The sequence below is a fragment of the Maritimibacter sp. genome (assembly GCF_016774595.1).
GTDB lineage: Bacteria > Pseudomonadota > Alphaproteobacteria > Rhodobacterales > Rhodobacteraceae > Maritimibacter > Maritimibacter alkaliphilus.
In genome coordinates this window covers 277207-296161 of the sequence record NZ_JACBWT010000003.1, presented here as the reverse complement: position 1 = coordinate 296161, position 18955 = coordinate 277207, and the positions used below count along the sequence as shown (strand labels likewise).

Genomic DNA, 18955 nt, shown 5'->3' with positions numbered 1-18955 from the left:
TGAAAAAACCCGACGCATCGGCAGGAGGAAAGGCCGTGCAGCCATGACGACAGCGCATCGCCCGACCGCGACGGGCCCGGCCCCCACGCAGGTCTTCGACTGGCACGCCGAAACCCGGCTTTTGGGGCGGCGGGACGAGGCCGATCTTGAGGCGCTGCGCGCGGCGATCCGCGAGGGCTGCGAGGTGTCGGTCACGCCGGAGGGGATTTCGCCGGTTCCGGGCGGTGCTGCCGGGTTCCTGCGTCTGCGCTCCGGCGGGACGACCGGGCCGGCCAAGGTGATCCGGCGCACCCATGCCTCATGGATCGCGAGTTTCGAGGTCAACCGCGGCCACCTTGGGCTGGGGCCGGACGACACCTATGGCATCCTCGGCCTGCCGGTCCATTCGCTTGCGCTTTATGCCATCGTCGAGGCCGCGCATATCGGCGCGGACATCGTGGACCTTGCCGCGTTCCGGCCCCGGCAGCAGGTCGCGGGTCTTGCCGATCAGGGCGTGACGGTGCTCTACGCCACGCCCACGCAATTGCGGTTGCTCACCGCCACCGGGCACCCCCTGCCCGCCCTGCGCCACGTGCTGTGCGGCGGCGGGCACATGGGCCGGGCGCTGCGCGACGCCGTGGTCCGGTGCGCCCCGAACGCCACGGTGACCGAGTTCTACGGGGCCGCCGAGACCAGCTTCATCGCCTGGGGGGAAGGGTCCGGGGACGCGGGCGGCGTGGGCCGTGCCTATCCGGGGGTCGAGATCCGGATCGACCCGCCCGGCGCGGCGGCGGGCGAGATCTGGGTGAAAAGCCCCTACCTTTTTTCCGGCTACGCCGAAGGCGACAGCCCCGACACCCGCTGGCGCGATGGGTTCGTCACGGTCGGAGAGATTGGCACGCTCGGCCCTGACGGGTTCTTGACGGTCGCCGGGCGCCGGAACCGCATGGTCACGATCGCCGATCAGAACGTCTTTCCCGAGGACGTGGAACTGTTCCTGCTGTCGCATCCCGGCCTGACCCATTGCGCGGTGATCCCGCGCCCCGACCCGCAGCGGGGCACGGTGCTTGTCGCCGTGGTCGATGCCCTTCCCGCAGGCGCGACGCCCGAGGCGCTGTTGCGGGCCTGCCGCGACAGGTTCGGCCCGCTCGCGGCCCCGCGCGACCTGTTCGTGATGCCCGACATGGCGTTGACCGCATCCGGCAAGCCCGACCTTGCGCGCATCGCGACGATGGTGGAGCGGCGGGCATGACCGGGGTGCGCGTCGTGTCGGCCCTGCGCTCACCCGTTGCGCCCCGTGGCGGCGGGTTGGCCCGTCTGGACCTTGATGCGCTCTGCGCCCCGGTGCTCGCCAAGGCGATCCGCGAGGCGGGGCTTGGGGTGGAGGAGGTGGACGAGGTGGTGCTCGGCAATGCCCTTGGCGCGGGCGGCAACCCCGCCCGCCGCGTGGCGCTGGCCGCGGGTCTGCCGGAGCGGGTGGCGGGCCTGACGCTGGATCGTCAGTGCTGCGGCGGGCTGGATGCGCTGGTCATGGGCGCCGCGCTCATCGCGTCGGGACAGGCCGAGGTCGTCGCGGCCGGTGGGGTCGAAAGCTATTCGCGCCGCCCCCTGCGCCTCAGGACCGACCCGGACGGGGGGGCGCCTGTGGCCTATGACCGGCCGCCTTTCACGCCGTGGCCCGACCGCGACCCCGAGATGGACGAGGCCGCCGAGGCGTTGGCGCGGTCCTGGAACATCGCGCGCGCGGCTCAGGACGCATGGGCCGTGGACAGCCACCGAAAGGCGCGGATGGCCGAGATGCGCGGCGAAGTCGTGCCGCTCGCCGGGGTGGAGCGCGATACCTTCACCCGCGACCTGACCCCAAGGCTCGCGGCCCGCGCGCCGGGTCTGGTGGGCAGCATCACAGCGGCCAATGCCGCCGTCGCCGCGGATGGTGCGGCCGTCTGCCTGCTCGTCTCGGATCGTGTGGCGGCCCGCCTGCCCGACCCCGGTCTTGCCTATCGCGGCGGGATCACCCTTGGCGCTCGCCCCGACCTGCCCGGCGTCGCGCCGGTCGAGGCGATCGGGGCGTTGTTCGACCGCACCGGGACGACGCCCGCCGACCTGTCGGTGGCCGAGGTGATGGAGGCCTATGCGGTGCAGGCCATCGCCTGTGTCGAGGGCGCGGGGCTGGACCCGGCCATCGTCAATCCGGGCGGCGGCGGGCTTGCGCGCGGGCATCCGGTCGGGGCCTCGGGCGCGATCAACGCGGTCAGACTGTGGCACGAGGTGAAGCGGCGCGGGGGCACCGGGATTGCCGCCATCGCCGCCGCGGGCGGTCTGGGCACCGCCGTGATGCTGTCGGTCAGGTGAAGCCGCGAAACGTCGCGAAGTCTTCCGGCGCGTCGCGCAGTGTGCGGACCGCGTTGACCGGCGCGTCGGTTTCGGCGCGGCCAAGCGCCAGGCCGCAGACGATCAGCTCGTCGTCGGGCAGGCCCAGATGCGCCTGCGCCACATCGGCGTGGTTGGCGAGCGCCCCGATCCCGCAGCTTGCATATCCCATCCCCTCGGCGGCCAGCATGAAGGCCATGATCGACATGCCGAGATCCATGAAGCACCCCTTCCCCATGTCGTGCCGGATCGACACGACGACGCCGACCGGGGCGTCGAAGAAGCGGTAATTCGCGTTGAATTGGTTGCGCCGCGCGTCCACATCGCGCCGCCCGATGCCGAGGCTGGCATAAAGGGCATAGCCCGCCGCCCGCTGTTTCGCTTTCAGGTCCGCCGGCATCGGCTGCGGGAAATAGGAATATTCCGAGACCATCGGGCGGCCGCTTTCCGAGGCCGCCACCAGTTCGGCGGAAAGCGCGGCGAGCGGCGCGCCGGTCAGCACGTGGAACCGGCCGGGCTGAAGGTTCGCGCCACTGGGCGCGGACCGGGCCGCCCGCAAGAGGCGCTCGATGTCCGCGCGCGGCACGGGGTCGGGCGCGAAGGCCCGGACCGACCGGCGCGCGAACAGGGTGCTTTCGACCGGGGTCAGGGTCATCCCCGCGACAGGATGCTCGCCGGACGGGTGCGTGCCAGCGCCGCGGTGATGAGGCCGGTCGCGATGGCCTTGACCAGATCGCCGGGGATGAACGAGAGCGACAGCATGGTCGCCGCCGGGATCGTCTTGTCGAGCATGTAGGCCATCCCGAGAATCCCGAAGACATACATGGTGAAGACCCCGCCGATGATCGCGGCGGAGGTGGCGACGGGCAGGATCGGCGCGTTCCAGCGTTCCACGATCCAGCCGGTGACGAAGGCGGCGATGGGCCAGCCGATCAAGAACCCGACCGACGGTGTCGCGAAGGCGCCCAGACCCCCGCGGCCGCCGGCGAGCAGCGGCAGGCCGAGCGCGACGAGGGCGAGGAACAGCAGGACCGCCAGCGCACCGCGTTTCGCGCCCAGAATGGTGCCGCACAGCATGACGCCCATGCTCTGCGCGGTGATCGGCACGCCGAAGGCCAGCGTGAATTTCGGGATCAGTCCGAGGGCCGCGATCAGGGCTGCGAACAGGGCGATATGTGCGAGGTTACGTTCCATGAGGTCTCCGTGGTGTTTCAGGGTGTCTGGTCCAATCCGCCGCGTGCGCGCAAGGCGTCCGCGACGTGATCGGCATCGTCCAGCGCAATCGCGGCGAGCGGCATGACGATCTGCCAGCCGACGCGCCGGGCGGCACGTGCCCGCCAGGCCTCGGCCAGAAGCCCGCCTTTCTGGGCGATGGCGGGTGTGAACCGCACGACCAGCGCGATGGACAGTTCGAAAGCGCGGGTCGAAAGGCCGAACCGGCGCAGGGGTGAGAGAAGAAAGGCGGCGACGGCGACCATGTCGGTCAGCCGGGTCGTCATCGTCACGAAATTCGCGAGCGTCAGCGCGGTCAGCAGGCGCAGCGCGACGACCAGCCCCGCCTCGATCTGCCCGGTCACGCCGTGCCACACGGCGATCAGCGCGAGGAACGGGATGAGGATGCGCAGGCTGCGAACCGCCGCGCGGGCGAAGCGCAGGCCGCCGCTGAGGACGATCGCCCCGGCACAAGCAAGCGCCACGCCCAGCCAGATCGGGTCTTGTAGCGCGAAAAGGCCGACCGTCGCCGCCGACAGGGCGGCAAGCTTGACCCCGGCGGGCACGTTATGCGCCCAGGTCTCAACCGGCGAGGTCAGAGAGATCATCGTCTTGCCCCCATGCCGTCATCTGCGCCTCGAACGCCGCCAGAACCTCGTCCGTCGGGCCATCCATCCGCACCGACCCCTCGTCCAGCCAGACCACGCGGTCGAAGGCCCGAACGTGGTCGGGTTCGTGGGTGATCTGGACGACCGAGGCCTCGACCGCATCGACGTAGCGGACAAGCTGCATCCGCGTCGGAATGTCGAGACCCGAATAGGGTTCGTCCAGCACGATCAGCCGGGGCCGCATGGCAAGGACGGCCATCAGGCACACGAGTTGCTTTTGCCCCTGCGACAGCGAATGCGTCGCCGCCCCGTGCCAGCCCGATTTGCCGAACCGCGACAGGATCGCCGAGGTTTCGCGCGCCGCCGCATCCCGGTCATGGCCGAGCTGCATGAGGCCGAAGGCGATCTCTTCGTCCACGGTGGGGAAGATGATCTGGTGGTCGGGGTTCTGAAACAGGATGCCGACCGCGCGCAGGGCGGACTTGCGGTCGCGCGCCATGTCGTCGCCGTCGATCCGGGCCGAACCGCGCGTCGGGGCCTGCAACCCGGCGATGATGCGGGCGAGCGTGGTCTTGCCCGACCCGTTGCGCCCGACGATCCCGACCCGCCGTTCCTGCATCCGCAGCGATATGGCGGACAGCACATCGACGTCGCCCAGACGGACGGAAACGTCCTCAAGCATGAGCTCGGGCCTCAGCACCGCTCCGTGGGAACCCTTGACGATCGAGGTCATATGAATGGGAAAGTTTTCCGTTTCTGGCGCGCACCGGGGTCATACATGGTTTTTTGCCGTGGTCCAACCGAGTCTGGGCCGATTGGTGCGCGGGCCCGGGCGGCTGTCAGGCCGGGACCAGACCCGCCGCGCAGAACCGGATCAGGTGGTCGATCTGGGCGTCCGCCGCCCGCATCTCGCCGCCAAGCGCCGCGATCCGCCCCTGCGACGTGAGCAGCGCGAGCATGGCGGAGACGGAAAAGACGAAGGCCTCGGCCACCTCGGCCCGGTGCGCCGCGGGCCGGAGCGCAAGAAGCTCGGTCAGGAACAACTCGGCGGTGGGGTCGAAGCAGGCCGCCGAGATCGACCGCCACCGTTCATCGGCGGAAACGAAGGCGACCAGCCGCGCATAGTCGCGCCAGCGCGGATCGTCGCGCGACAGGTCGAAGATCGGGCGGAAGAACGCGGCGAGCAGGGTTTCGGTGGTCACGGTTCCGTCGCGTTTCAGCGTTTCGAGCGCCGCGCGCCGCGCCTGCGACAGCGGTTCGGCGCGGCGGGCCACCGTGCGGTGAAACAGCACTTCCTTGCCGCCGCCGTGGTGATGGATCGTTCCCACCGGCTCGCCCGCCTCGGCCGCGATGTCGCGGATGGTGGCGCCGTCGAATCCCCGGTTTGCGAACACCCGCTCGGCCGCGTCGAACACGCGTTTGCGGGTCGCGAGCGCCCGTTGGGACGGTGCTCTTTGTCGTTTGGCGTCAATATCTTGCAGCGCAGGCATGGATTTATCTTGCCTTATTTCGAACAGGTGTTCAAGTTAAGACCAAAGGGAGGAACGCGATGAGTGAGACGCGCGAGCGGCTCGCCCTGATCGGGGCGGGGCCGATGGGATTGGCGGCGGCCAAGCTGCTCTCTCAGCACGGGATCGGGTTTCAGGGGTTCGAACTGAACGGCGACGTCGGCGGGCTGTGGGACATCGACGGGCCGCGTTCGACCATGTACGAAACCGCGCACCTCATTTCGTCCAAGCGGATGACCGAGTTCACCGATTTCCCGATGCGCGACGAGGTGGCGGAGTATCCGTCGCACCGCGAGATGAAGCGGTATTTTCAGGACTTCGCCCGGCATTTCGATCTTTACCGCCATTTCCGGTTCGGGGCCGAGGTTCTGCGCTGCGATCCGCTGGGCGGCCCGAACGACGGCTGGCGCATCACGTGGCGCGACGACACCGGCGAGCATGTCGAGGATTACGCGGGCCTGCTGATCGCCAACGGCACGCTGTCGACCCCGAACATGCCCGGTTTCAAGGGCAGTTTCGCGGGAGAGATGATCCATTCGTCGGCCTATCGCCACCCGTCGCAGTTCGACGGCAAGCGGGTGCTGGTGATCGGGGCGGGCAATTCCGGCTGCGACATCGCGGTGGACGCGATCCATCACGGCGCGTCCTGCGACCTGTCGATGCGGCGCGGCTATTACTTCGTCCCGAAATACGTGTTCGGCAAACCCGCCGACACGCTGGGCGGTGCGATCAAGCTGCCGATGGCGCTGAAGCGGATCGTGGACGGCACGATCCTGAAATGGTTCGTGGGCGACCCGCAGAAATACGGCTTTCCCAAGCCCGATTACAAACTCTACGAAAGCCATCCGATCGTGAATTCGCTGGTGCTTTACCACGCGGGCCACGGCGACATCCGGGTGATGCCCGACGTGGACTGGTTCGATGGCAAGACGGTGCGGTTCAAGGACGGGCGCTGCGAAGAGTACGACATGATCCTTGTCGCGACCGGCTATAAGCTCGACTACCCGTTCATCGACGCGGCGCATCTGAACTGGCAGGGCGCCGCGCCGCACCTGTATCTCAACTGTATGCACCCGGAGCGCGACGACTTGTTCGTGCTCGGCATGATCGAGGCGTCCGGGCTGGGCTGGCAGGGCCGCCACGAACAGGCGGAAATGGTCGTGCGCTATATCGAAGGGCTGCGATCCGGCGCGCCCGAGGCCAAGGCGCTGCAAAAGACCAAGGCCGAGGGCTTCCGCCGCGCGACCGGGGGCATGAACTACATCGACCTGCCGCGCATGGCCTATTACGTGGACAAGGCGACCTACCGCAAAGCGGTGACCGGGTGGATCGGCAGATTGCGGGGGCGTGCGGCATGATCGACGAGGCGGTTCTGAATTTCTCGGCAGGCTCGCTGACCCTGCTCAACGCGATCCTCGCGGTGGTCATGTTCTCGATCGCCATCGACCTTGCCCCCCGCGACTTCCGGCTGTTGGCGAAGGCGCCGAAACCGCTGGTCGTCGGCCTCGTCTCGCAGTTCATCGTGCTGCCTGTGCTGACGTTCCTCATGGTCGTCGTGCTGCAACCGCAGGCGTCGGTGGCGCTTGGCCTGATCCTCGTCGCCGCCTGTCCGGGGGGCAATATCTCGAACTTCATCACCCATCGCGCGGGCGGCAACGCGGCGCTGTCGGTGTCGCTGACGGGCATCGCGACGGTGGGCGCGATCGCGCTGACCCCGCTCAACATCGCGTTCTGGGGGTCGCTTTACGGCCCCTCGGCCGAGATCCTGCGCGCCACGGAAATCGACCCGGTTCAGATCGCGATCACCGTTTCGCTGATGCTGGTCCTGCCGCTGGTTCTGGGGATCACCCTGAACGCCAAGCGCCCGGCGATCACGCGGCGCATCCGCCGCCCGCTGCAATGGCTTTCGATGGCGATCTTCGTCGCGTTCATCGTCATGGCGCTGGCCTCGAACTGGGCGCAGTTTCTGGCCTATGCCGGGGGCATCGCCGGGCTTGTGATCCTGCACAACGCGCTGGCGCTCGGTGGCGGGTTCGTGACCGCCACGCTTGCCCGTCTCACGCCCTTCGACCGCCGCTCGATCACCATCGAGACGGGCATCCAGAATTCGGGCCTTGGCCTCGTCCTGATCTTCGCCTTTTTCGGCGGGCTTGGGGGCATGGCCGTGGTGGCGGCGTTCTGGGGTATCTGGCACGCCATTTCCGGCCTCGCCCTCGCCAGCGTCTGGGGGCGGACCGAGGCGGCGCGATGACCCGTATCCTCGTCACCGGCGGCGCGGGCATGGTGGGCCGGGCGCTGGCCCAAGCCTTGCCGGAGGTGATCGCCACCGACCTAGCGCGTGGCGATCTGCCCGAAACGCACCGCTTTCGCCGGATGGATGTGACGGGCACCGACCCCGACACGGTGATCGGCGACGAAAAGCCCGAGGTGGTCGTCCACCTCGCCTCGATCGTGACGCCGCCGCCGGGGATGACCCGGCAGCAGGCCTTTGCGGTGGATGTGACCGGCACGCGCAATGTGATCGACGCCTGTCTTCGCCACGGCGTGCGCCGGATCGTGGTGACCAGTTCCGGGGCCGCCTATGGTTATCACCCTGACAATCCGGTGCCGCTGACCGAGGACTCGCCCTGCCGGGGCAACCCGGCATTCGCCTATGCCGACCACAAGCGGCAGGTGGAGGAGATGCTGGCGGAGGTGCGCGCGACGCACCCGGCGCTCGAACAGGTCGTGCTGCGCGTGGGCACCGTTCTGGGTGCGGGGACGCAGAACCAGATCACCGCGCTCTTCCACCGCCCCCGCCTGCTTGCGATCCGGGGGTCGGACAGCCCGTTCGTCTTCATCTGGACCCGCGATCTTGCCCGGATCGTCCAGCGCGCCGCGACCGATGGGCCGCCGGGTATCTACAACGTCGCGGGTGACGGCTGGCTGACGGTCGACGATCTTGCCGCGCGCCTTGGCAAACCCGTTCTGCGCCTGCCCGCGTGGGGGCTGAAGGCGGCGCTTGCCGTGGCCCGCCCCCTTGGCCTCAGCCCATACGGACCCGAACAGGTGCGGTTCCTGCAATACCGTCCGGTGCTTTCCAACGACCGCCTGAAATCGGTGTTCGGCTATACGCCCGAGCTGACCTCGGCGCAGGTGTTCGACCTTTGGCGCAGGGAGGCGGGGCTGTGAAGACCGCTGTGATTTCGGGCGGGAACGGCGGGCTGGGCCGCGCGATGGCCGACCGGCTGGAGGCCGAAGGGTGGCACTGCGTGCTCATCGACGTGAACGTGGCGGGGCTGGAGGCGACGGCGACGCGCACCCCGGTCGCGCTCGACCTCACCGAGACCGAGGCGCTGAACGCCGCCGCCGCGCGCATCACCCGTGACCGCCCCTCCATCGACATGGTGATCTATAACGCGGGGGTCAGCCAGATCGGCCCCTTCGCCGAAACGACCGAGGCCAGCCACCGCCGGGTGTTCGAGATCAACTATTTCGCCGCCGTGGCCTTGGCGCGCGCCTTTCTGGCCCCGATCCGGGCGGCGCGAGGCACGCATCTTGCCATATCCTCGGTCGCGGGTTTCGCGCCGTTGCACAACCGCACCGCCTATGCCGCGTCGAAACACGCGATGGAGGGGTTCTTCGCCTCGCTGAGATCGGAAGAGGCCGACCACGGCGTGCGCACCCTGATCGCCGCGCCCAGCTTCGTGGCGACCAACATCGGCCGGTCCGAACGGGGCGAGGACGGTATCGTGCGGCCCGGTTCGGCCTCGGACGGGGTCGACTACATGACGCCGGAGGAGGCCGCGAAGGTGATCCTGTCCGGCGTCGCGCGGGGGCGCGACTTCATCCCCGTGGGACGGGTCGCGCGGCTGTCGTGGTGGATCATGCGCACCTCCCCCCGCCTCTATGCCCGCCTCATGCGGCGCAGCATCAGCGGCGAGGGGTAGGCGGCCACGCAATCAGTGATCGTGCGCCGTGCACCATTCGTCATGGACGCGCGGTTTGCCCATGTGGTCGCGCATGTTCTTCATCATCTCGAAATAGGGGATCGGGATGTGGACGGGCCGTTCGTCCGCCGCTTCGAAATCGTCATACAGCGTCTGGATGGTGACGATCACCCGCTCGGCATCGGTCCAATCCTTATAGTCGCCCAGATCGATCTTATAGGCGGCGTCGAGGAAATCGACCCCCTGCTCATAAAGTGGGCGCGCCATTTCGGTGACGTCCATCAGGTAGTCGCGCATCTTGCGCACGTCGTCCTTGGTCGAGATCGGGCCGTGCCCCGCGACGATCACCTCGACATCCATGTCGAGCACCATGTTGCACACGTTGATCCAGCGCACGACCGGGCCATACCACGCGATCGGCGTGCCCGCCGAGAACAGGATGTCGCCGGTGTAGAGCACCTTGTCCTCGGGCACATAGATCAGCGCGTCGCCCAGCGAATGCGCCGGGCCGACCTCGATCAGTTCCACGCGCTTGTCGCCGACCATGATGGTCATCTTGTCCTTGAAGGTCTCGGTCGGCGGGGTCAGCGTGATGCCGGAGAAGTCGAAGGGCTTGAAGCATTCCGCCATGAACTCCCCCGCCTTGCCGAACTTGGCGGGGTTTCGGTTCACCTCGTCCAGCATCTTGGGGTCGAAGCGGTCGAAATCCGCCACGGTGCCTTCGGTCCCGATGATGCGCGCGCCCTTGACCAGCTGGTTGCCGAAGGTGTGGTCGCCGTCGGCATGGGTGTTCACGAGGATGCCGATATTGTCGGCCCCCGGCACGTTGGCCTTCATGTCGTCCAGCATGTCCTTGGTGCAGGCGAGATCGAAGAGCGTATCGACCAGCAGGTTCGCCTCGCCATCCGCGATGATGCCCGCGTTGGACCAGCCCCACGACCCGTCGGGCACCAGATAGCCCCAGCAGCCGTTGCCGAGGTCATGCAGACCCTTGGTGTATTTCCATTTGGACATATCGGTTCCTCCCTAAAGAAGTGCGGTTGCGAGCGCCGGAAAGATGAAGACGAGGGCGAGCACCAGCGCCATCATCAGCGCGAAGGGGGCGGCGCCCTTGAATATCTGGCCCAAGGTGATGTCGGTATCGGGGCCCAACGTCGACTTGATGACATAGACGGCGAGGCCGAAGGGCGGGGTCAGCAGCCCGATCTCGACGGCGAGGATGGCGATGACGCCCAGCCAGATCAGATCGACCTGAAGCCCGGTCAGGATCGGCACGGCGATGGGCAGCACCAGAAGCATGATCGACGCGCTGTCGAGGATCGTGCCCAGAAGCACCATGACGAGGATCATGGCGATCACCACCCCGTTCACCCCGAAGCCCGCGCCCAGCACCGTGTCGCCAAGCCAGTTGGGCATACCGGACAGGGCCAGCATCCGGGAATACAGGCTCGCCCCCATGATGAGGAAACAGATCGACGCGGTGGTGTGCCCGGTCTGAACCAGCACCTGCCAGAAGTCGCGCCAGCCAAGGCGGCGTTTCAGGACCGCGATGACGAGCGCACCGGCCGCGCCGGCCGCGCCCGCTTCGGTCGGGGTGAAGATGCCGCCGTAGATGCCGCCCAGCACCAGCGCCACGAGGATGACGATGGGGGCGAGCTTGGCGGCCATCTCGCCGAAACTCATGGTCGGCATGTCGTCGGTGGACACGGTGGTCCCGCCGATGAACCCCGGCGCCCATTTGCCCATGGCGACGATGCCGAGCGCATAGGTCGCCGACAGCACGAGGCCGGGGATGACGCCCGCGATGAACAGATCGCCCACCGATTGCTCGGTCAGGACGCCGTAGAGGATGAACAGAAGCGAGGGGGGGATAAGCATCCCCAGCACCGCAGACCCCGCGACCACGCCGACCGAGAAGTGGGGCGTGTAGCCGTGGCGGCGCATCTCGGGCACCGCGACCTTGGTGAACACGGCGGCCGACGCGATGGAGATGCCGGTGATCGCCGCGAAGATCGCGTTGGCCGCGACCGTGGCGACGCCCAGACCGCCGAGGATCTTGCGAAACGCCTGCTGCGCCACGTCGAAGGTATCGCGCCCGATCCCGGCGACGGACACCACCAGCCCCATGAGAACGAAAAGCGGCACGACGCCGAAGAGGTAGTCGGAAATGGAATCCTTGAACGCCGCGACCATCAGTTTCGCGGCCATGTCCGGGTTGTCGCGGATCATCCAGACGCTCACGAAACTGACGAGCATCAGGGTGATCGCCACATGCATCCCCGAATAGATCAGGACCAGCATGACCGCGATCGAGGCGAATCCGATCTCGAGCCCCGTCATGGCCGCCGCCCCTTCAGGTTGGCCCAGGCCGAGGCGAGGTATTGCAACACCGTCGCCGCCATGCCGATGGCCATGAGGCCGTAAAGCGGCCAGGTCGGGATGACGAAGAAGCCGGGATTGCCCATGAAGTTGCGCTCCGGGTGGGTCCACGCCTTTGCGAGCACCGGGAAGAAATACCAGAACGTCAGCGCAAGCAGCGCGGCCCCCGTCAGGTTGAACACGGCCCGCATGACCCGCGCCGCGCCTTGGGACCGTTTCGCCACCAGCGTCAGCAACAGGTCGGATCGGGTGAGCGCCCCGGACCTCAGCGTGTGGGCCAGTTGCAGAAAGACGATGCCGACGATGGAAAACGCCACCATCTCGGCCACCCCCGCGATGGGCGCGTTGAACAGGGTTCGCATCGTGATGTCGGCGCAGATCAGCAGCATGATCGCGATGATCCACACCGATCCGAGGGCGTTCAGTCCGGCGACGACCGGCCCCAATGGCCCGTCACCGCCCCCGCCCTGCCCGCGCGCGGGGGTCGCGTCGTTCACATCCGTCACGTCAATCTCCGGGCGAGACCCCGGCGCGCCTGCGCCGGGGCCTTTGCCGTCACTCTTCGATGTAGTTGCGGGTGAAGGTGAAGCCCGCATCGGCGAGATAGGCGACATAGGCCGCCATGATCTCGTCCACCGGCTCGCCACGCGCACGGGCGGCTTCCATCCATGCGGTCGAGGGGTTCGCCATGCTCTCGATCCACGCCTGTTTCTCGGCCGCGTCGAATTCGACGATCTCGCCGCCGCCGTCGAGCATGGCTTGGGTCGAGCCTTCGATCCGCGCGTTCTGCTCTTCGAAATAGGCGTCCTGATAGGCCTTCGCGGCGATCCGGAACGCCTCTTTCGTGGCGTCCGAGAAGCTGTCCCACCGATCCTGCGACACGGCCAGACCGCCGACATACATCGCGCCGAAATCGACCTTGTTGTAATAGGGCGCGACCTCCCACAGCTTGGCGGGGGCGTTGGCGGTGATCCAGCCGATCGCGCCGTCGGACACTCCGGTCTTGATGTCGTTGTAGAAGCTCACATAGCTGCCCTGAACGCCAACGGCGTCGGTGCCGTCGAGCCACGACAGGTTCGGCCCGGCGCCCGAAATCTTGACGCCCGCCATGTCGGCGCGGGTCGCCAGCGGCTTGGTCGTCGCGATGTTGTAGCCGTCGATGGCGATGCCGCCGCCGATATAGACCGCGCCGGTCGCGTCGGCGAGCTGGTCGAGGAACCCTTCGCTCGACATCAGCGCATGTTCGGCGGCTTCGGTCACCAGCTTGGCGTCGGTCGGGCCGAAGGGCATGGCATAGGTCATGTTCAGAATGCCCATCTTGGCCGGGTCGAACACACCCATCGCCTGACCCACGTCGATCAGCCCGTCCTGAAGCGACTGCGCCTCGGCCCCCAGCTTGACCAGCGTGCCGCCATAGGCCTCGGTCCATTCGATCTGCACTTCGCCGGTCTTGGCCAGCTCTTCATTGAGCGTCGGGATGAACGTCTCGCCGATATGCTTGACCCACAGGAACACCGCGGGGTGTCCGGTGGCCACGGTCAGATTGAGCGTCTCCTGAGACAGCGCGGGCGTCGCCGCCGCACCCAGAACTGCGGTCGCCGCGAGCGCGGACATACCAAGCCGTATGGATTTCATGTTTTCCTCCCTGATGGCTTTCGCCGTTTCCTCCGAGTCAGACGCTAACGGGTATTGAACAGCCGTTCAAGATTATTATCATAGCGTTCAACAACAGGGCGGATGATGACGACCAAACCCATGAAAAAAAGGGCCGAGCCCAGCGAATCCGCCAAGGCGCGCATTCTTGCCGCGGCCGAGCCGGTGTTCGCCGAATGGGGATTCGATGCCGCCACGGTGCGCAAGATTTCCGAGGCCGCCGGGGTGCCCGTCGCGCTCATCAACTACCATTTCGGGTCGAAAGAGGGGCTCTATCGGGCGATCTTCGAAACCCGTGCGCCGACCATCATGGATCAGCGGATCGCGGGGCTCAGGCTGGCACGCGCCGAACCCGACCTCGACCGGCGCATCGACCTTGTGGTCAAGGCGCTGATCTATCCGATGTTCTCGCTGCGCGGTGAAAGCCCCTCGGCGGATTTCGGGCGGATCATCGTGCGCGAGATGTCGGACCCCCAGTCCGAGGCGCGCGGGATCTTTCGCGATATGTTCGACCCCGTGGCCGACATGCTGACCGCCGCCATCGCGGAGTGCTTTCCCGACTGGACGGTGAAAGAGGTGCATTGGGCCTATCACACCATGCTGGGCGCCATGACCATTCTGATGACCGACAACGGGCGTATGGCGCGGCTGTCGAACGGCGAGGTGCAGTCGGACAACTGGGAAGAGGCCGCGCTGCATATGTGCGCGATCCTCGTCGCCGGGCTGAAGCACCGGGACCGGAGCCAGACGCGCGGCGTCTGAAGATTTCAGGGAGGAGAAACAGATGAAACTGGTCACATACGACACCGGCGACGGCGTGGGCCGCCCCGGTGCGCTGGTGAACGACGGTACGGCGATCGCGGACCTTGCGGCCAATTCGGGCGGCGCGGTCGCGTCGGTCCTGTGGATCGCGGAAGGCGGCGAAAGCGCGCTGGCGCAGGCCGAGGACGCGGCGAAGGGGGCGGCGACCGTCGCGCTGGACGCGGTGCGCCTCATGGCCCCGATCGAACCGCCGCCGCAGATGCGCGATTGCCTGTGCTTCGAGACGCACCTCATTCAGGCGTTCCAGCAGGCGCGCAAACTCAGGGCCAGCCAGATGCCCGACCCCGCCGCCGCCGAGCGCGAGATGGAGGAAAAGGGCATCCTGTCGGTGCCGCAGACGTTTTACGATCAGCCGATCTACTACAAAGCCAACCGCTTTTCGGTGGTGGGTCACGAGCATGACGTGATCTGGCCCGGCTATTCCAACTTCATGGATTTTGAGTTGGAGTTCGGCGTCTACATCGGCAAGCCCGCCAAGGACGTGAAGAAGGCCGACGCGATGGATCACATCTTCGGCTATACGATCTTCAACGACTTCACCGCCCGCGACGCGCAGACGGCGGAAATGGGCGGCTCGCTCGGCCCCGCCAAGGGCAAGGATTTCGACACGGCGAACCCGATGGGGCCGTGCCTTGTGACCGCCGACGAATTCGGCGACCCCTACGACAAAACCATGATCTGCCGGGTCAATGGCGAGGAATGGGGGCGCGGCTCGACCTCGACGATGCATTGGTCGTTCGGCGATCTGATCGAACACATCTCGGCCTCCGAGACGATCCGGTCGGGTGAGTTTCTTGGCTCCGGCACGGTCGGCAATGGCTGCGGGCTGGAACACATGCGGTTCCTCAGCCCCGGCGATGTCGTCGAGCTCGAGGTCGAAGGGATCGGCGTGCTGCGCAACAAGCTGGTGAAACCGGGGGCCTAGGCGCGCGCCCGGCCTAGACCGTGTCGCGGATGCGAAAGCTTCGCGCCGTGAAGACCCACGATCCGCCCCGCCGCGCGAAAAGATCGTCGTATTCGCCGATCTGCGTGCGGCGGTCGCCGTCGGTCGTGCGCAGGAATTCCTGCGTGTAGACGCGGCCCGATGCCGTGTCCTCGGTCACGGAAAGCCGACCCAGATGCGAGAAGAAATGGACATCGGCATAGCCGGCCATGGCCGTTTCCCATGTCTGAAGGATCGCGGCGGACCCTTCGATCCGGCGGTCCCGGATGCACCATACCGCGTCCTCGGCCCAGCAGCCGATCCACGCCGCCCCGTCGCGCCGGTTCACCGCATCGCCGTAGGCCGCGACCAGTTCGAGGATCGCGAGTTTGTCTGCCGTCGGGTCCATTGCGCCGCTCCGTTTCGCTGGGTCGTCCGTCACATTGACTGTATACGCAAAATCCAAGATCGTATACATTCATGGCGGGAGAGAGGAACAGCAGACTCGCATGACGACGACACGACCCTATCCGACCCTCGCCGTCGGCAGCTTCGACCTGACCGGCACGCGCGACGACCACGTGCGCCGCATGTCGAGGGCGCCGGCCCGCACCGACGCGCGCGCGCACCCGATCTTCGCCTTCGTCGGCGCGCTCGGCGGGCTGCCCCTGCCGATCAAGGACTTGAGCACCTCGCTTGGCCTCGACTTCGATGCCGGTCCGGTTCTGGCCCGCTGCCGGATCGCCGTCGCGCGGCCCCTGCTGGTCGACCGGGTCTACACCGTCACGCCGCTGATCGACCGGATCGAGCGCAAGCCGAGCCGCCGTTACGGCCATGCCGACCACCTGCACCTCAAGATCGCGTTGGACGACGACACGCCGTTCACGACCATCGCCCTCCACATCATTTTCCCTGCCGAGGACGCCGCCACATGACCCGATCCGATACGCCCTTCGGCCCCGTGTCCGGCCCCGACATGGCCGACTGGTGCGCCCTTCTGAACGACGACAACCAGATTCACCTGACCCGCGAGGCGGCCGAGGCGGCGGGGTTCGGCCCGCGCCGGGTGAACCCCGGCCCCGCGAACCTCGCCTATCTGATGAGCGCGTTCATGGCGGACGACCCCGACAGGGAGATCACCGCCGTCGATGCGCGCTTCGTCGGAAACGTGCTCGAAGACGACAACCTCGTCGCCCGCACGGACGGGGATGAGGCGACGCTTCTGCGCGACGGTGCCCCCGTCGTCACTGCAACCTTCACCTTCGGAGAGCCGGAATGACCGCCACGATCGCCCGCGCCGCCCAGACCACGGTTTACCCCCTGCTCGCCATGCGGGCGCGCACGGTACCTGACGCTTTGGCGCTGACCGACGGCACCACGGACCTGACCTTCCGCACCATGCTGGAGGCCGTCGACCGCTGCGCCGCCGCCCTTGCCGCGCGCGGCCTGACGCGCGGCGACCGGGTCGCGGTGATTTCCGAGAACCGGATCGAATATGCGCTTCTGCAATACGCCGCGGCCAAGCTGGGGCTCATCACCGCCTGCACCAACGTCCGGCTGGCCGAGCCGGAGCTGGCCTATTGCACCGCGCTGGTGGAACCCGCGCTGATCGTCGCCTCGCCGCGTTACATGGACACGGCGCGGGCGGTGGCGGCGGGCGTGCCCGTCGCCGGGTTCCACGATCTGTCGGACGAGGGCGAAACGACCTGTGTCGCGGACCCCGAGGACGGGCTGTTCATCATCTACACCTCCGGCACCACGGGCCGCCCCAAGGCCGCCGTCATCAGCCACCGCGCCCAGCTTGCACGGATGAGCTCCATGCGGCTCGATCTGGGTATCCTGCCCGGCGACGGGTATGTCGCCTGGGCGCCGATGTTCCATATCGGGGGGTCGGAGCATCTGTGCACCGCGCTCATGTCCGGTGCGCCGGGCTATGTTGTAGACGGCTTCGACGTGGACCGGATCATCGACGCGCTGGGGCGGTTCCCGGTCGGCTGGCTCATGCTCGTCCCCGCCACCATCGACCCGCTGATCGAGGCGCTGAAGGAACGTCAGCCGCCGATCAAGGGCGTGCGGGCGGTGGGCTGTATGGCCGACCTCGTCCCCTCGGACACCATCGCCGAGATCACATCGCTGGTGGGCGCGCCTTATCTCGACAGTTTCGGCGCGACCGAGACAGGCATGGCGCCGCTGTCTGCCAACCTCATCCCCGTGGGCAGCCGCCCGACCACCTTTCCCAAGCAGTTGACCCTGCTGACCGAATTGCGCCTGTGCGACCCGGAGGGGAACGAGGTGCCGGACGGCGAACCCGGCGAGGCCTGGGTGCGCGGGCCGACGGTGTTTTCGGGCTACTGGAACAACGACGCGGTGAACGAAAAGGATTTCGCGGACGGTTGGTTCCACATGGGGGATATGTTCCGCAAGCTGGACGACGGATATGTCTTCGCGGGCCGCTCCAAATATCTCATCAAATCCGGGGGGGAGAATATCTATCCCGCCGAGATCGAGCGCGTGCTTCTGTCCGACAGCCGCATCGCGGACGCCATCGTGGTGAAGAAGCCCGACGACAAATGGGGCGAGGTGCCGATCGCGGTGGTCGTTCCGGCGGCCGAGATCGACGCGGAGGCGGTGATCGAGCTGTGCCGGGCCGAACTTGCGGGCTACAAGCGCCCCAAGGGCGTTCTGTTCGTGGGGATGGACGACCTGCCCCGCTCGGTCAGCGGTAAGATTCTGCGGGAAGAGGTGGAAAAGCTGGTCTGAGGCGCGGCCTCAGACCTTGGCTTGGGCCAGCAAGGCGCGGGTGGCCTTGACCAGTCGCGCGCTGCGCTCGGCCGGTGATAGCCCCGCCTTGGCGAACCGCTTCATCGGCACTTCCATGTCGATGGGTGTTCCGGCGGGCAGCGCACGCAGGAAATCGGCCAGCGGAAACTCCCCCTCCCCCGGTATCCCGCGGTTCTCGACCGCTTCGCCGAAGGGGCTTTCGGGGGCGGCCATCGGCCCGTCGCAGATCTGGGCCGCGCCGATCAGGGCGGCATCCGTGGCGCGCAGGTCGGCGACCGACCCGCCGGTGCGAAACAGGTGCAGGGGATCGACCAGCAGGCTCAGATTGTCGTGGCCAAGACGCGACAGCAACTCCGCCCCGGCCCCGATCGAGCGGCATTCCGAGAACTTCATGAACTCGATGCTGACGTGGAGGCCCCGCGCCCCGGCGGCGTCGGCCAGCGCGCACAGGTTGTCGCCCGCCCGCCCCTGATCCTTGTCCTGCACCAGCGCGGTCAGCCGCGTGGCCCCGATCCCGGCCCCAAGGTCGAGCGCGGCGGTGAAATCGTCCACCACTGTGTCGGGTCCGAGCGAGAAGACCTCGATGTTATGCACGGCGACGTCATGGTCGTCACAGGCCACCCGAAAGGCCGCGGCATCCTCGGCCAGCACGCGCGGGAAAATGTCCAGATCGGGCGACGGCGGCGTGACGAAGACCGAGACCGTATCGACCCCCGCCCCCCGCGCGATCCCGGGCAGGTCCACCGGGGCCACGTCGCGCAGCGACAGTTGGTGCAAGGCAAGACGGTGCAT

The 18955-nt window shown here is 67.4% G+C and carries 22 protein-coding genes; 11 read left to right on the top strand and 11 right to left on the bottom strand.

Features of this window, described 5'->3' with window-relative positions; genetic code table 11:
- Positions 1 to 43: 43 nt before the first annotated feature.
- Together HOY44_RS21470 and HOY44_RS21465 are read left to right on the top strand one after the other, a co-directional pair.
- Positions 44 to 1231, top strand: a complete 1188-nt coding sequence (locus HOY44_RS21470) for an AMP-binding protein (protein ID WP_287437727.1) — start codon at positions 44 to 46, stop codon at positions 1229 to 1231.
- Entirely contained in the window at positions 1228 to 2331 is a 1104-nt protein-coding gene (locus HOY44_RS21465) for an acetyl-CoA C-acyltransferase (RefSeq protein WP_287437725.1), read from the top strand. Before HOY44_RS21470 ends, HOY44_RS21465 begins: the two co-directional genes overlap by 4 nt.
- Here the strand turns inward: HOY44_RS21465 and HOY44_RS21460 are convergent.
- From HOY44_RS21460 to HOY44_RS21440, 5 genes are all read right to left on the bottom strand, one after another.
- On the bottom strand, positions 2324 to 3004 hold the full coding sequence (locus HOY44_RS21460) for a nitroreductase (protein WP_287437723.1): 681 nt from the start codon (positions 3002 to 3004) through the stop codon (positions 2324 to 2326). The genes HOY44_RS21465 and HOY44_RS21460 overlap by 8 nt on opposite strands.
- Positions 3001 to 3543, bottom strand: a complete 543-nt coding sequence (locus HOY44_RS21455) for a biotin transporter BioY (protein WP_138424406.1) — start codon at positions 3541 to 3543, stop codon at positions 3001 to 3003. The genes HOY44_RS21460 and HOY44_RS21455 overlap by 4 nt, the downstream gene beginning before the upstream one ends.
- Positions 3544 to 3560: 17 nt before the next feature.
- Positions 3561 to 4169, bottom strand: coding sequence for an energy-coupling factor transporter transmembrane component T family protein (locus HOY44_RS21450; RefSeq protein WP_287437720.1), 609 nt, complete (start codon positions 4167 to 4169; stop codon positions 3561 to 3563).
- Positions 4144 to 4902 (bottom strand): energy-coupling factor ABC transporter ATP-binding protein, encoded by a 759-nt coding sequence (locus tag HOY44_RS21445; protein ID WP_287437718.1) that lies wholly within the window; start codon positions 4900 to 4902, stop codon positions 4144 to 4146. The genes HOY44_RS21450 and HOY44_RS21445 overlap by 26 nt, the downstream gene beginning before the upstream one ends.
- Before the next feature lie 106 nt (positions 4903 to 5008).
- The gene (locus HOY44_RS21440; RefSeq protein ID WP_287437716.1) at positions 5009 to 5659 is read right to left on the bottom strand and encodes a TetR/AcrR family transcriptional regulator; all 651 of its coding nucleotides are present in this window, start codon (positions 5657 to 5659) and stop codon (positions 5009 to 5011) included.
- A gap of 59 nt (positions 5660 to 5718) precedes the next feature.
- On the opposite strand from HOY44_RS21440, the gene HOY44_RS21435 reads away from it, so the two are divergent.
- Genes HOY44_RS21435 through HOY44_RS21420 form a run of 4 tightly spaced genes read left to right on the top strand, consistent with a single transcriptional unit; the run spans position 5719 to position 9606 of the window.
- Positions 5719 to 7035 carry a flavin-containing monooxygenase gene (locus HOY44_RS21435; RefSeq protein WP_287437714.1) on the top strand — a complete coding sequence of 439 codons (1317 nt, stop codon included), beginning with the start codon at positions 5719 to 5721 and terminating at the stop codon, positions 7033 to 7035.
- Positions 7032 to 7928: a bile acid:sodium symporter family protein gene (locus HOY44_RS21430; protein ID WP_287437712.1), complete on the top strand. Its 897-nt coding sequence runs from the start codon at positions 7032 to 7034 to the stop codon at positions 7926 to 7928. The genes HOY44_RS21435 and HOY44_RS21430 overlap by 4 nt, the downstream gene beginning before the upstream one ends.
- Positions 7925 to 8848 (top strand): SDR family oxidoreductase, encoded by a 924-nt coding sequence (locus HOY44_RS21425; protein ID WP_287437710.1) that lies wholly within the window; start codon positions 7925 to 7927, stop codon positions 8846 to 8848. The genes HOY44_RS21430 and HOY44_RS21425 overlap by 4 nt, the downstream gene beginning before the upstream one ends.
- The gene (locus HOY44_RS21420; protein WP_287437708.1) at positions 8845 to 9606 is read left to right on the top strand and encodes an SDR family NAD(P)-dependent oxidoreductase; all 762 of its coding nucleotides are present in this window, start codon (positions 8845 to 8847) and stop codon (positions 9604 to 9606) included. The genes HOY44_RS21425 and HOY44_RS21420 overlap by 4 nt, the downstream gene beginning before the upstream one ends.
- A gap of 12 nt (positions 9607 to 9618) precedes the next feature.
- Here the strand turns inward: HOY44_RS21420 and HOY44_RS21415 are convergent, their stop codons facing one another.
- Genes HOY44_RS21415 through HOY44_RS21400 form a run of 4 tightly spaced genes read right to left on the bottom strand, consistent with a single transcriptional unit; the run spans position 9619 to position 13620 of the window.
- The gene (locus HOY44_RS21415) at positions 9619 to 10620 is read right to left on the bottom strand and encodes an MBL fold metallo-hydrolase (RefSeq protein WP_008327544.1); all 1002 of its coding nucleotides are present in this window, start codon (positions 10618 to 10620) and stop codon (positions 9619 to 9621) included.
- A 12-nt stretch (positions 10621 to 10632) separates the two neighbouring features.
- A complete protein-coding gene (locus HOY44_RS21410) occupies positions 10633 to 11946 on the bottom strand; it encodes a TRAP transporter large permease (RefSeq protein WP_008327548.1) in 1314 nt (437 codons plus the stop codon).
- A complete protein-coding gene (locus HOY44_RS21405; protein ID WP_287437705.1) occupies positions 11943 to 12491 on the bottom strand; it encodes a TRAP transporter small permease subunit in 549 nt (182 codons plus the stop codon). The genes HOY44_RS21410 and HOY44_RS21405 overlap by 4 nt, the downstream gene beginning before the upstream one ends.
- Positions 12492 to 12540: 49 nt before the next feature.
- The gene (locus tag HOY44_RS21400) at positions 12541 to 13620 is read right to left on the bottom strand and encodes a C4-dicarboxylate TRAP transporter substrate-binding protein (protein ID WP_287437703.1); all 1080 of its coding nucleotides are present in this window, start codon (positions 13618 to 13620) and stop codon (positions 12541 to 12543) included.
- Between the two features lie 105 nt (positions 13621 to 13725).
- Here HOY44_RS21400 and HOY44_RS21395 point away from each other — a divergent pair, with 105 nt between their 5' ends.
- Together HOY44_RS21395 and HOY44_RS21390 are read left to right on the top strand one after the other, a co-directional pair.
- Positions 13726 to 14400, top strand: a complete 675-nt coding sequence (locus HOY44_RS21395; RefSeq protein ID WP_287437701.1) for a TetR/AcrR family transcriptional regulator — start codon at positions 13726 to 13728, stop codon at positions 14398 to 14400.
- A gap of 22 nt (positions 14401 to 14422) precedes the next feature.
- Positions 14423 to 15385: a fumarylacetoacetate hydrolase family protein gene (locus HOY44_RS21390; protein WP_287437699.1), complete on the top strand. Its 963-nt coding sequence runs from the start codon at positions 14423 to 14425 to the stop codon at positions 15383 to 15385.
- A 13-nt stretch (positions 15386 to 15398) separates the two neighbouring features.
- Here the strand turns inward: HOY44_RS21390 and HOY44_RS21385 are convergent, their stop codons facing one another.
- Positions 15399 to 15791 (bottom strand): nuclear transport factor 2 family protein, encoded by a 393-nt coding sequence (locus HOY44_RS21385; RefSeq protein ID WP_287437697.1) that lies wholly within the window; start codon positions 15789 to 15791, stop codon positions 15399 to 15401.
- Positions 15792 to 15891: 100 nt separating this feature from the next.
- Between HOY44_RS21385 and HOY44_RS21380 the strand changes: the two genes are divergently transcribed.
- Genes HOY44_RS21380 through HOY44_RS21370 form a run of 3 tightly spaced genes read left to right on the top strand, consistent with a single transcriptional unit; the run spans position 15892 to position 18142 of the window.
- Entirely contained in the window at positions 15892 to 16317 is a 426-nt protein-coding gene (locus HOY44_RS21380; protein WP_287437695.1) for a hypothetical protein, read from the top strand.
- Positions 16314 to 16661 (top strand): MaoC/PaaZ C-terminal domain-containing protein, encoded by a 348-nt coding sequence (locus HOY44_RS21375; RefSeq protein ID WP_287437693.1) that lies wholly within the window; start codon positions 16314 to 16316, stop codon positions 16659 to 16661. The genes HOY44_RS21380 and HOY44_RS21375 overlap by 4 nt, the downstream gene beginning before the upstream one ends.
- On the top strand, positions 16658 to 18142 hold the full coding sequence (locus HOY44_RS21370) for a class I adenylate-forming enzyme family protein (RefSeq protein ID WP_287437691.1): 1485 nt from the start codon (positions 16658 to 16660) through the stop codon (positions 18140 to 18142). Before HOY44_RS21375 ends, HOY44_RS21370 begins: the two co-directional genes overlap by 4 nt.
- 9 nt (positions 18143 to 18151) lie before the next feature.
- On the opposite strand, the gene HOY44_RS21365 is transcribed toward HOY44_RS21370, so the two are convergent.
- Complete coding sequence (locus HOY44_RS21365) at positions 18152 to 18955, bottom strand: sugar phosphate isomerase/epimerase family protein (RefSeq protein ID WP_287437689.1); 804 nt, start codon at positions 18953 to 18955, stop codon at positions 18152 to 18154.

Excerpts from the sequence above, each read along its gene's own strand:
- HOY44_RS21470 (WP_287437727.1), top strand. The coding sequence starts at position 44 with ATGACGACAGCGCATCGCCCGACCGCGACGGGCCCGGCCCCCACGCAG.
- HOY44_RS21465 (WP_287437725.1), top strand. The coding sequence starts at position 1,228 with ATGACCGGGGTGCGCGTCGTGTCGGCCCTGCGCTCACCCGTTGCGCCC.
- HOY44_RS21460 (WP_287437723.1), bottom strand. The coding sequence starts at position 3,004 with ATGACCCTGACCCCGGTCGAAAGCACCCTGTTCGCGCGCCGGTCGGTC.
- HOY44_RS21455 (WP_138424406.1), bottom strand. The coding sequence starts at position 3,543 with ATGGAACGTAACCTCGCACATATCGCCCTGTTCGCAGCCCTGATCGCG.
- HOY44_RS21450 (WP_287437720.1), bottom strand. The coding sequence starts at position 4,169 with ATGATCTCTCTGACCTCGCCGGTTGAGACCTGGGCGCATAACGTGCCC.
- HOY44_RS21445 (WP_287437718.1), bottom strand. The coding sequence starts at position 4,902 with ATGACCTCGATCGTCAAGGGTTCCCACGGAGCGGTGCTGAGGCCCGAG.
- HOY44_RS21440 (WP_287437716.1), bottom strand. The coding sequence starts at position 5,659 with ATGCCTGCGCTGCAAGATATTGACGCCAAACGACAAAGAGCACCGTCC.
- HOY44_RS21435 (WP_287437714.1), top strand. The coding sequence starts at position 5,719 with ATGAGTGAGACGCGCGAGCGGCTCGCCCTGATCGGGGCGGGGCCGATG.
- HOY44_RS21430 (WP_287437712.1), top strand. The coding sequence starts at position 7,032 with ATGATCGACGAGGCGGTTCTGAATTTCTCGGCAGGCTCGCTGACCCTG.
- HOY44_RS21425 (WP_287437710.1), top strand. The coding sequence starts at position 7,925 with ATGACCCGTATCCTCGTCACCGGCGGCGCGGGCATGGTGGGCCGGGCG.
- HOY44_RS21415 (WP_008327544.1), bottom strand. The coding sequence starts at position 10,620 with ATGTCCAAATGGAAATACACCAAGGGTCTGCATGACCTCGGCAACGGC.
- HOY44_RS21410 (WP_008327548.1), bottom strand. The coding sequence starts at position 11,946 with ATGACGGGGCTCGAGATCGGATTCGCCTCGATCGCGGTCATGCTGGTC.
- HOY44_RS21400 (WP_287437703.1), bottom strand. The coding sequence starts at position 13,620 with ATGAAATCCATACGGCTTGGTATGTCCGCGCTCGCGGCGACCGCAGTT.
- HOY44_RS21395 (WP_287437701.1), top strand. The coding sequence starts at position 13,726 with ATGACGACCAAACCCATGAAAAAAAGGGCCGAGCCCAGCGAATCCGCC.
- HOY44_RS21390 (WP_287437699.1), top strand. The coding sequence starts at position 14,423 with ATGAAACTGGTCACATACGACACCGGCGACGGCGTGGGCCGCCCCGGT.
- HOY44_RS21385 (WP_287437697.1), bottom strand. The coding sequence starts at position 15,791 with ATGGACCCGACGGCAGACAAACTCGCGATCCTCGAACTGGTCGCGGCC.
- HOY44_RS21380 (WP_287437695.1), top strand. The coding sequence starts at position 15,892 with ATGACGACGACACGACCCTATCCGACCCTCGCCGTCGGCAGCTTCGAC.
- HOY44_RS21375 (WP_287437693.1), top strand. The coding sequence starts at position 16,314 with ATGACCCGATCCGATACGCCCTTCGGCCCCGTGTCCGGCCCCGACATG.
- HOY44_RS21370 (WP_287437691.1), top strand. The coding sequence starts at position 16,658 with ATGACCGCCACGATCGCCCGCGCCGCCCAGACCACGGTTTACCCCCTG.
- HOY44_RS21365 (WP_287437689.1), bottom strand. The coding sequence starts at position 18,955 with ATGCACCGTCTTGCCTTGCACCAACTGTCGCTGCGCGACGTGGCCCCG.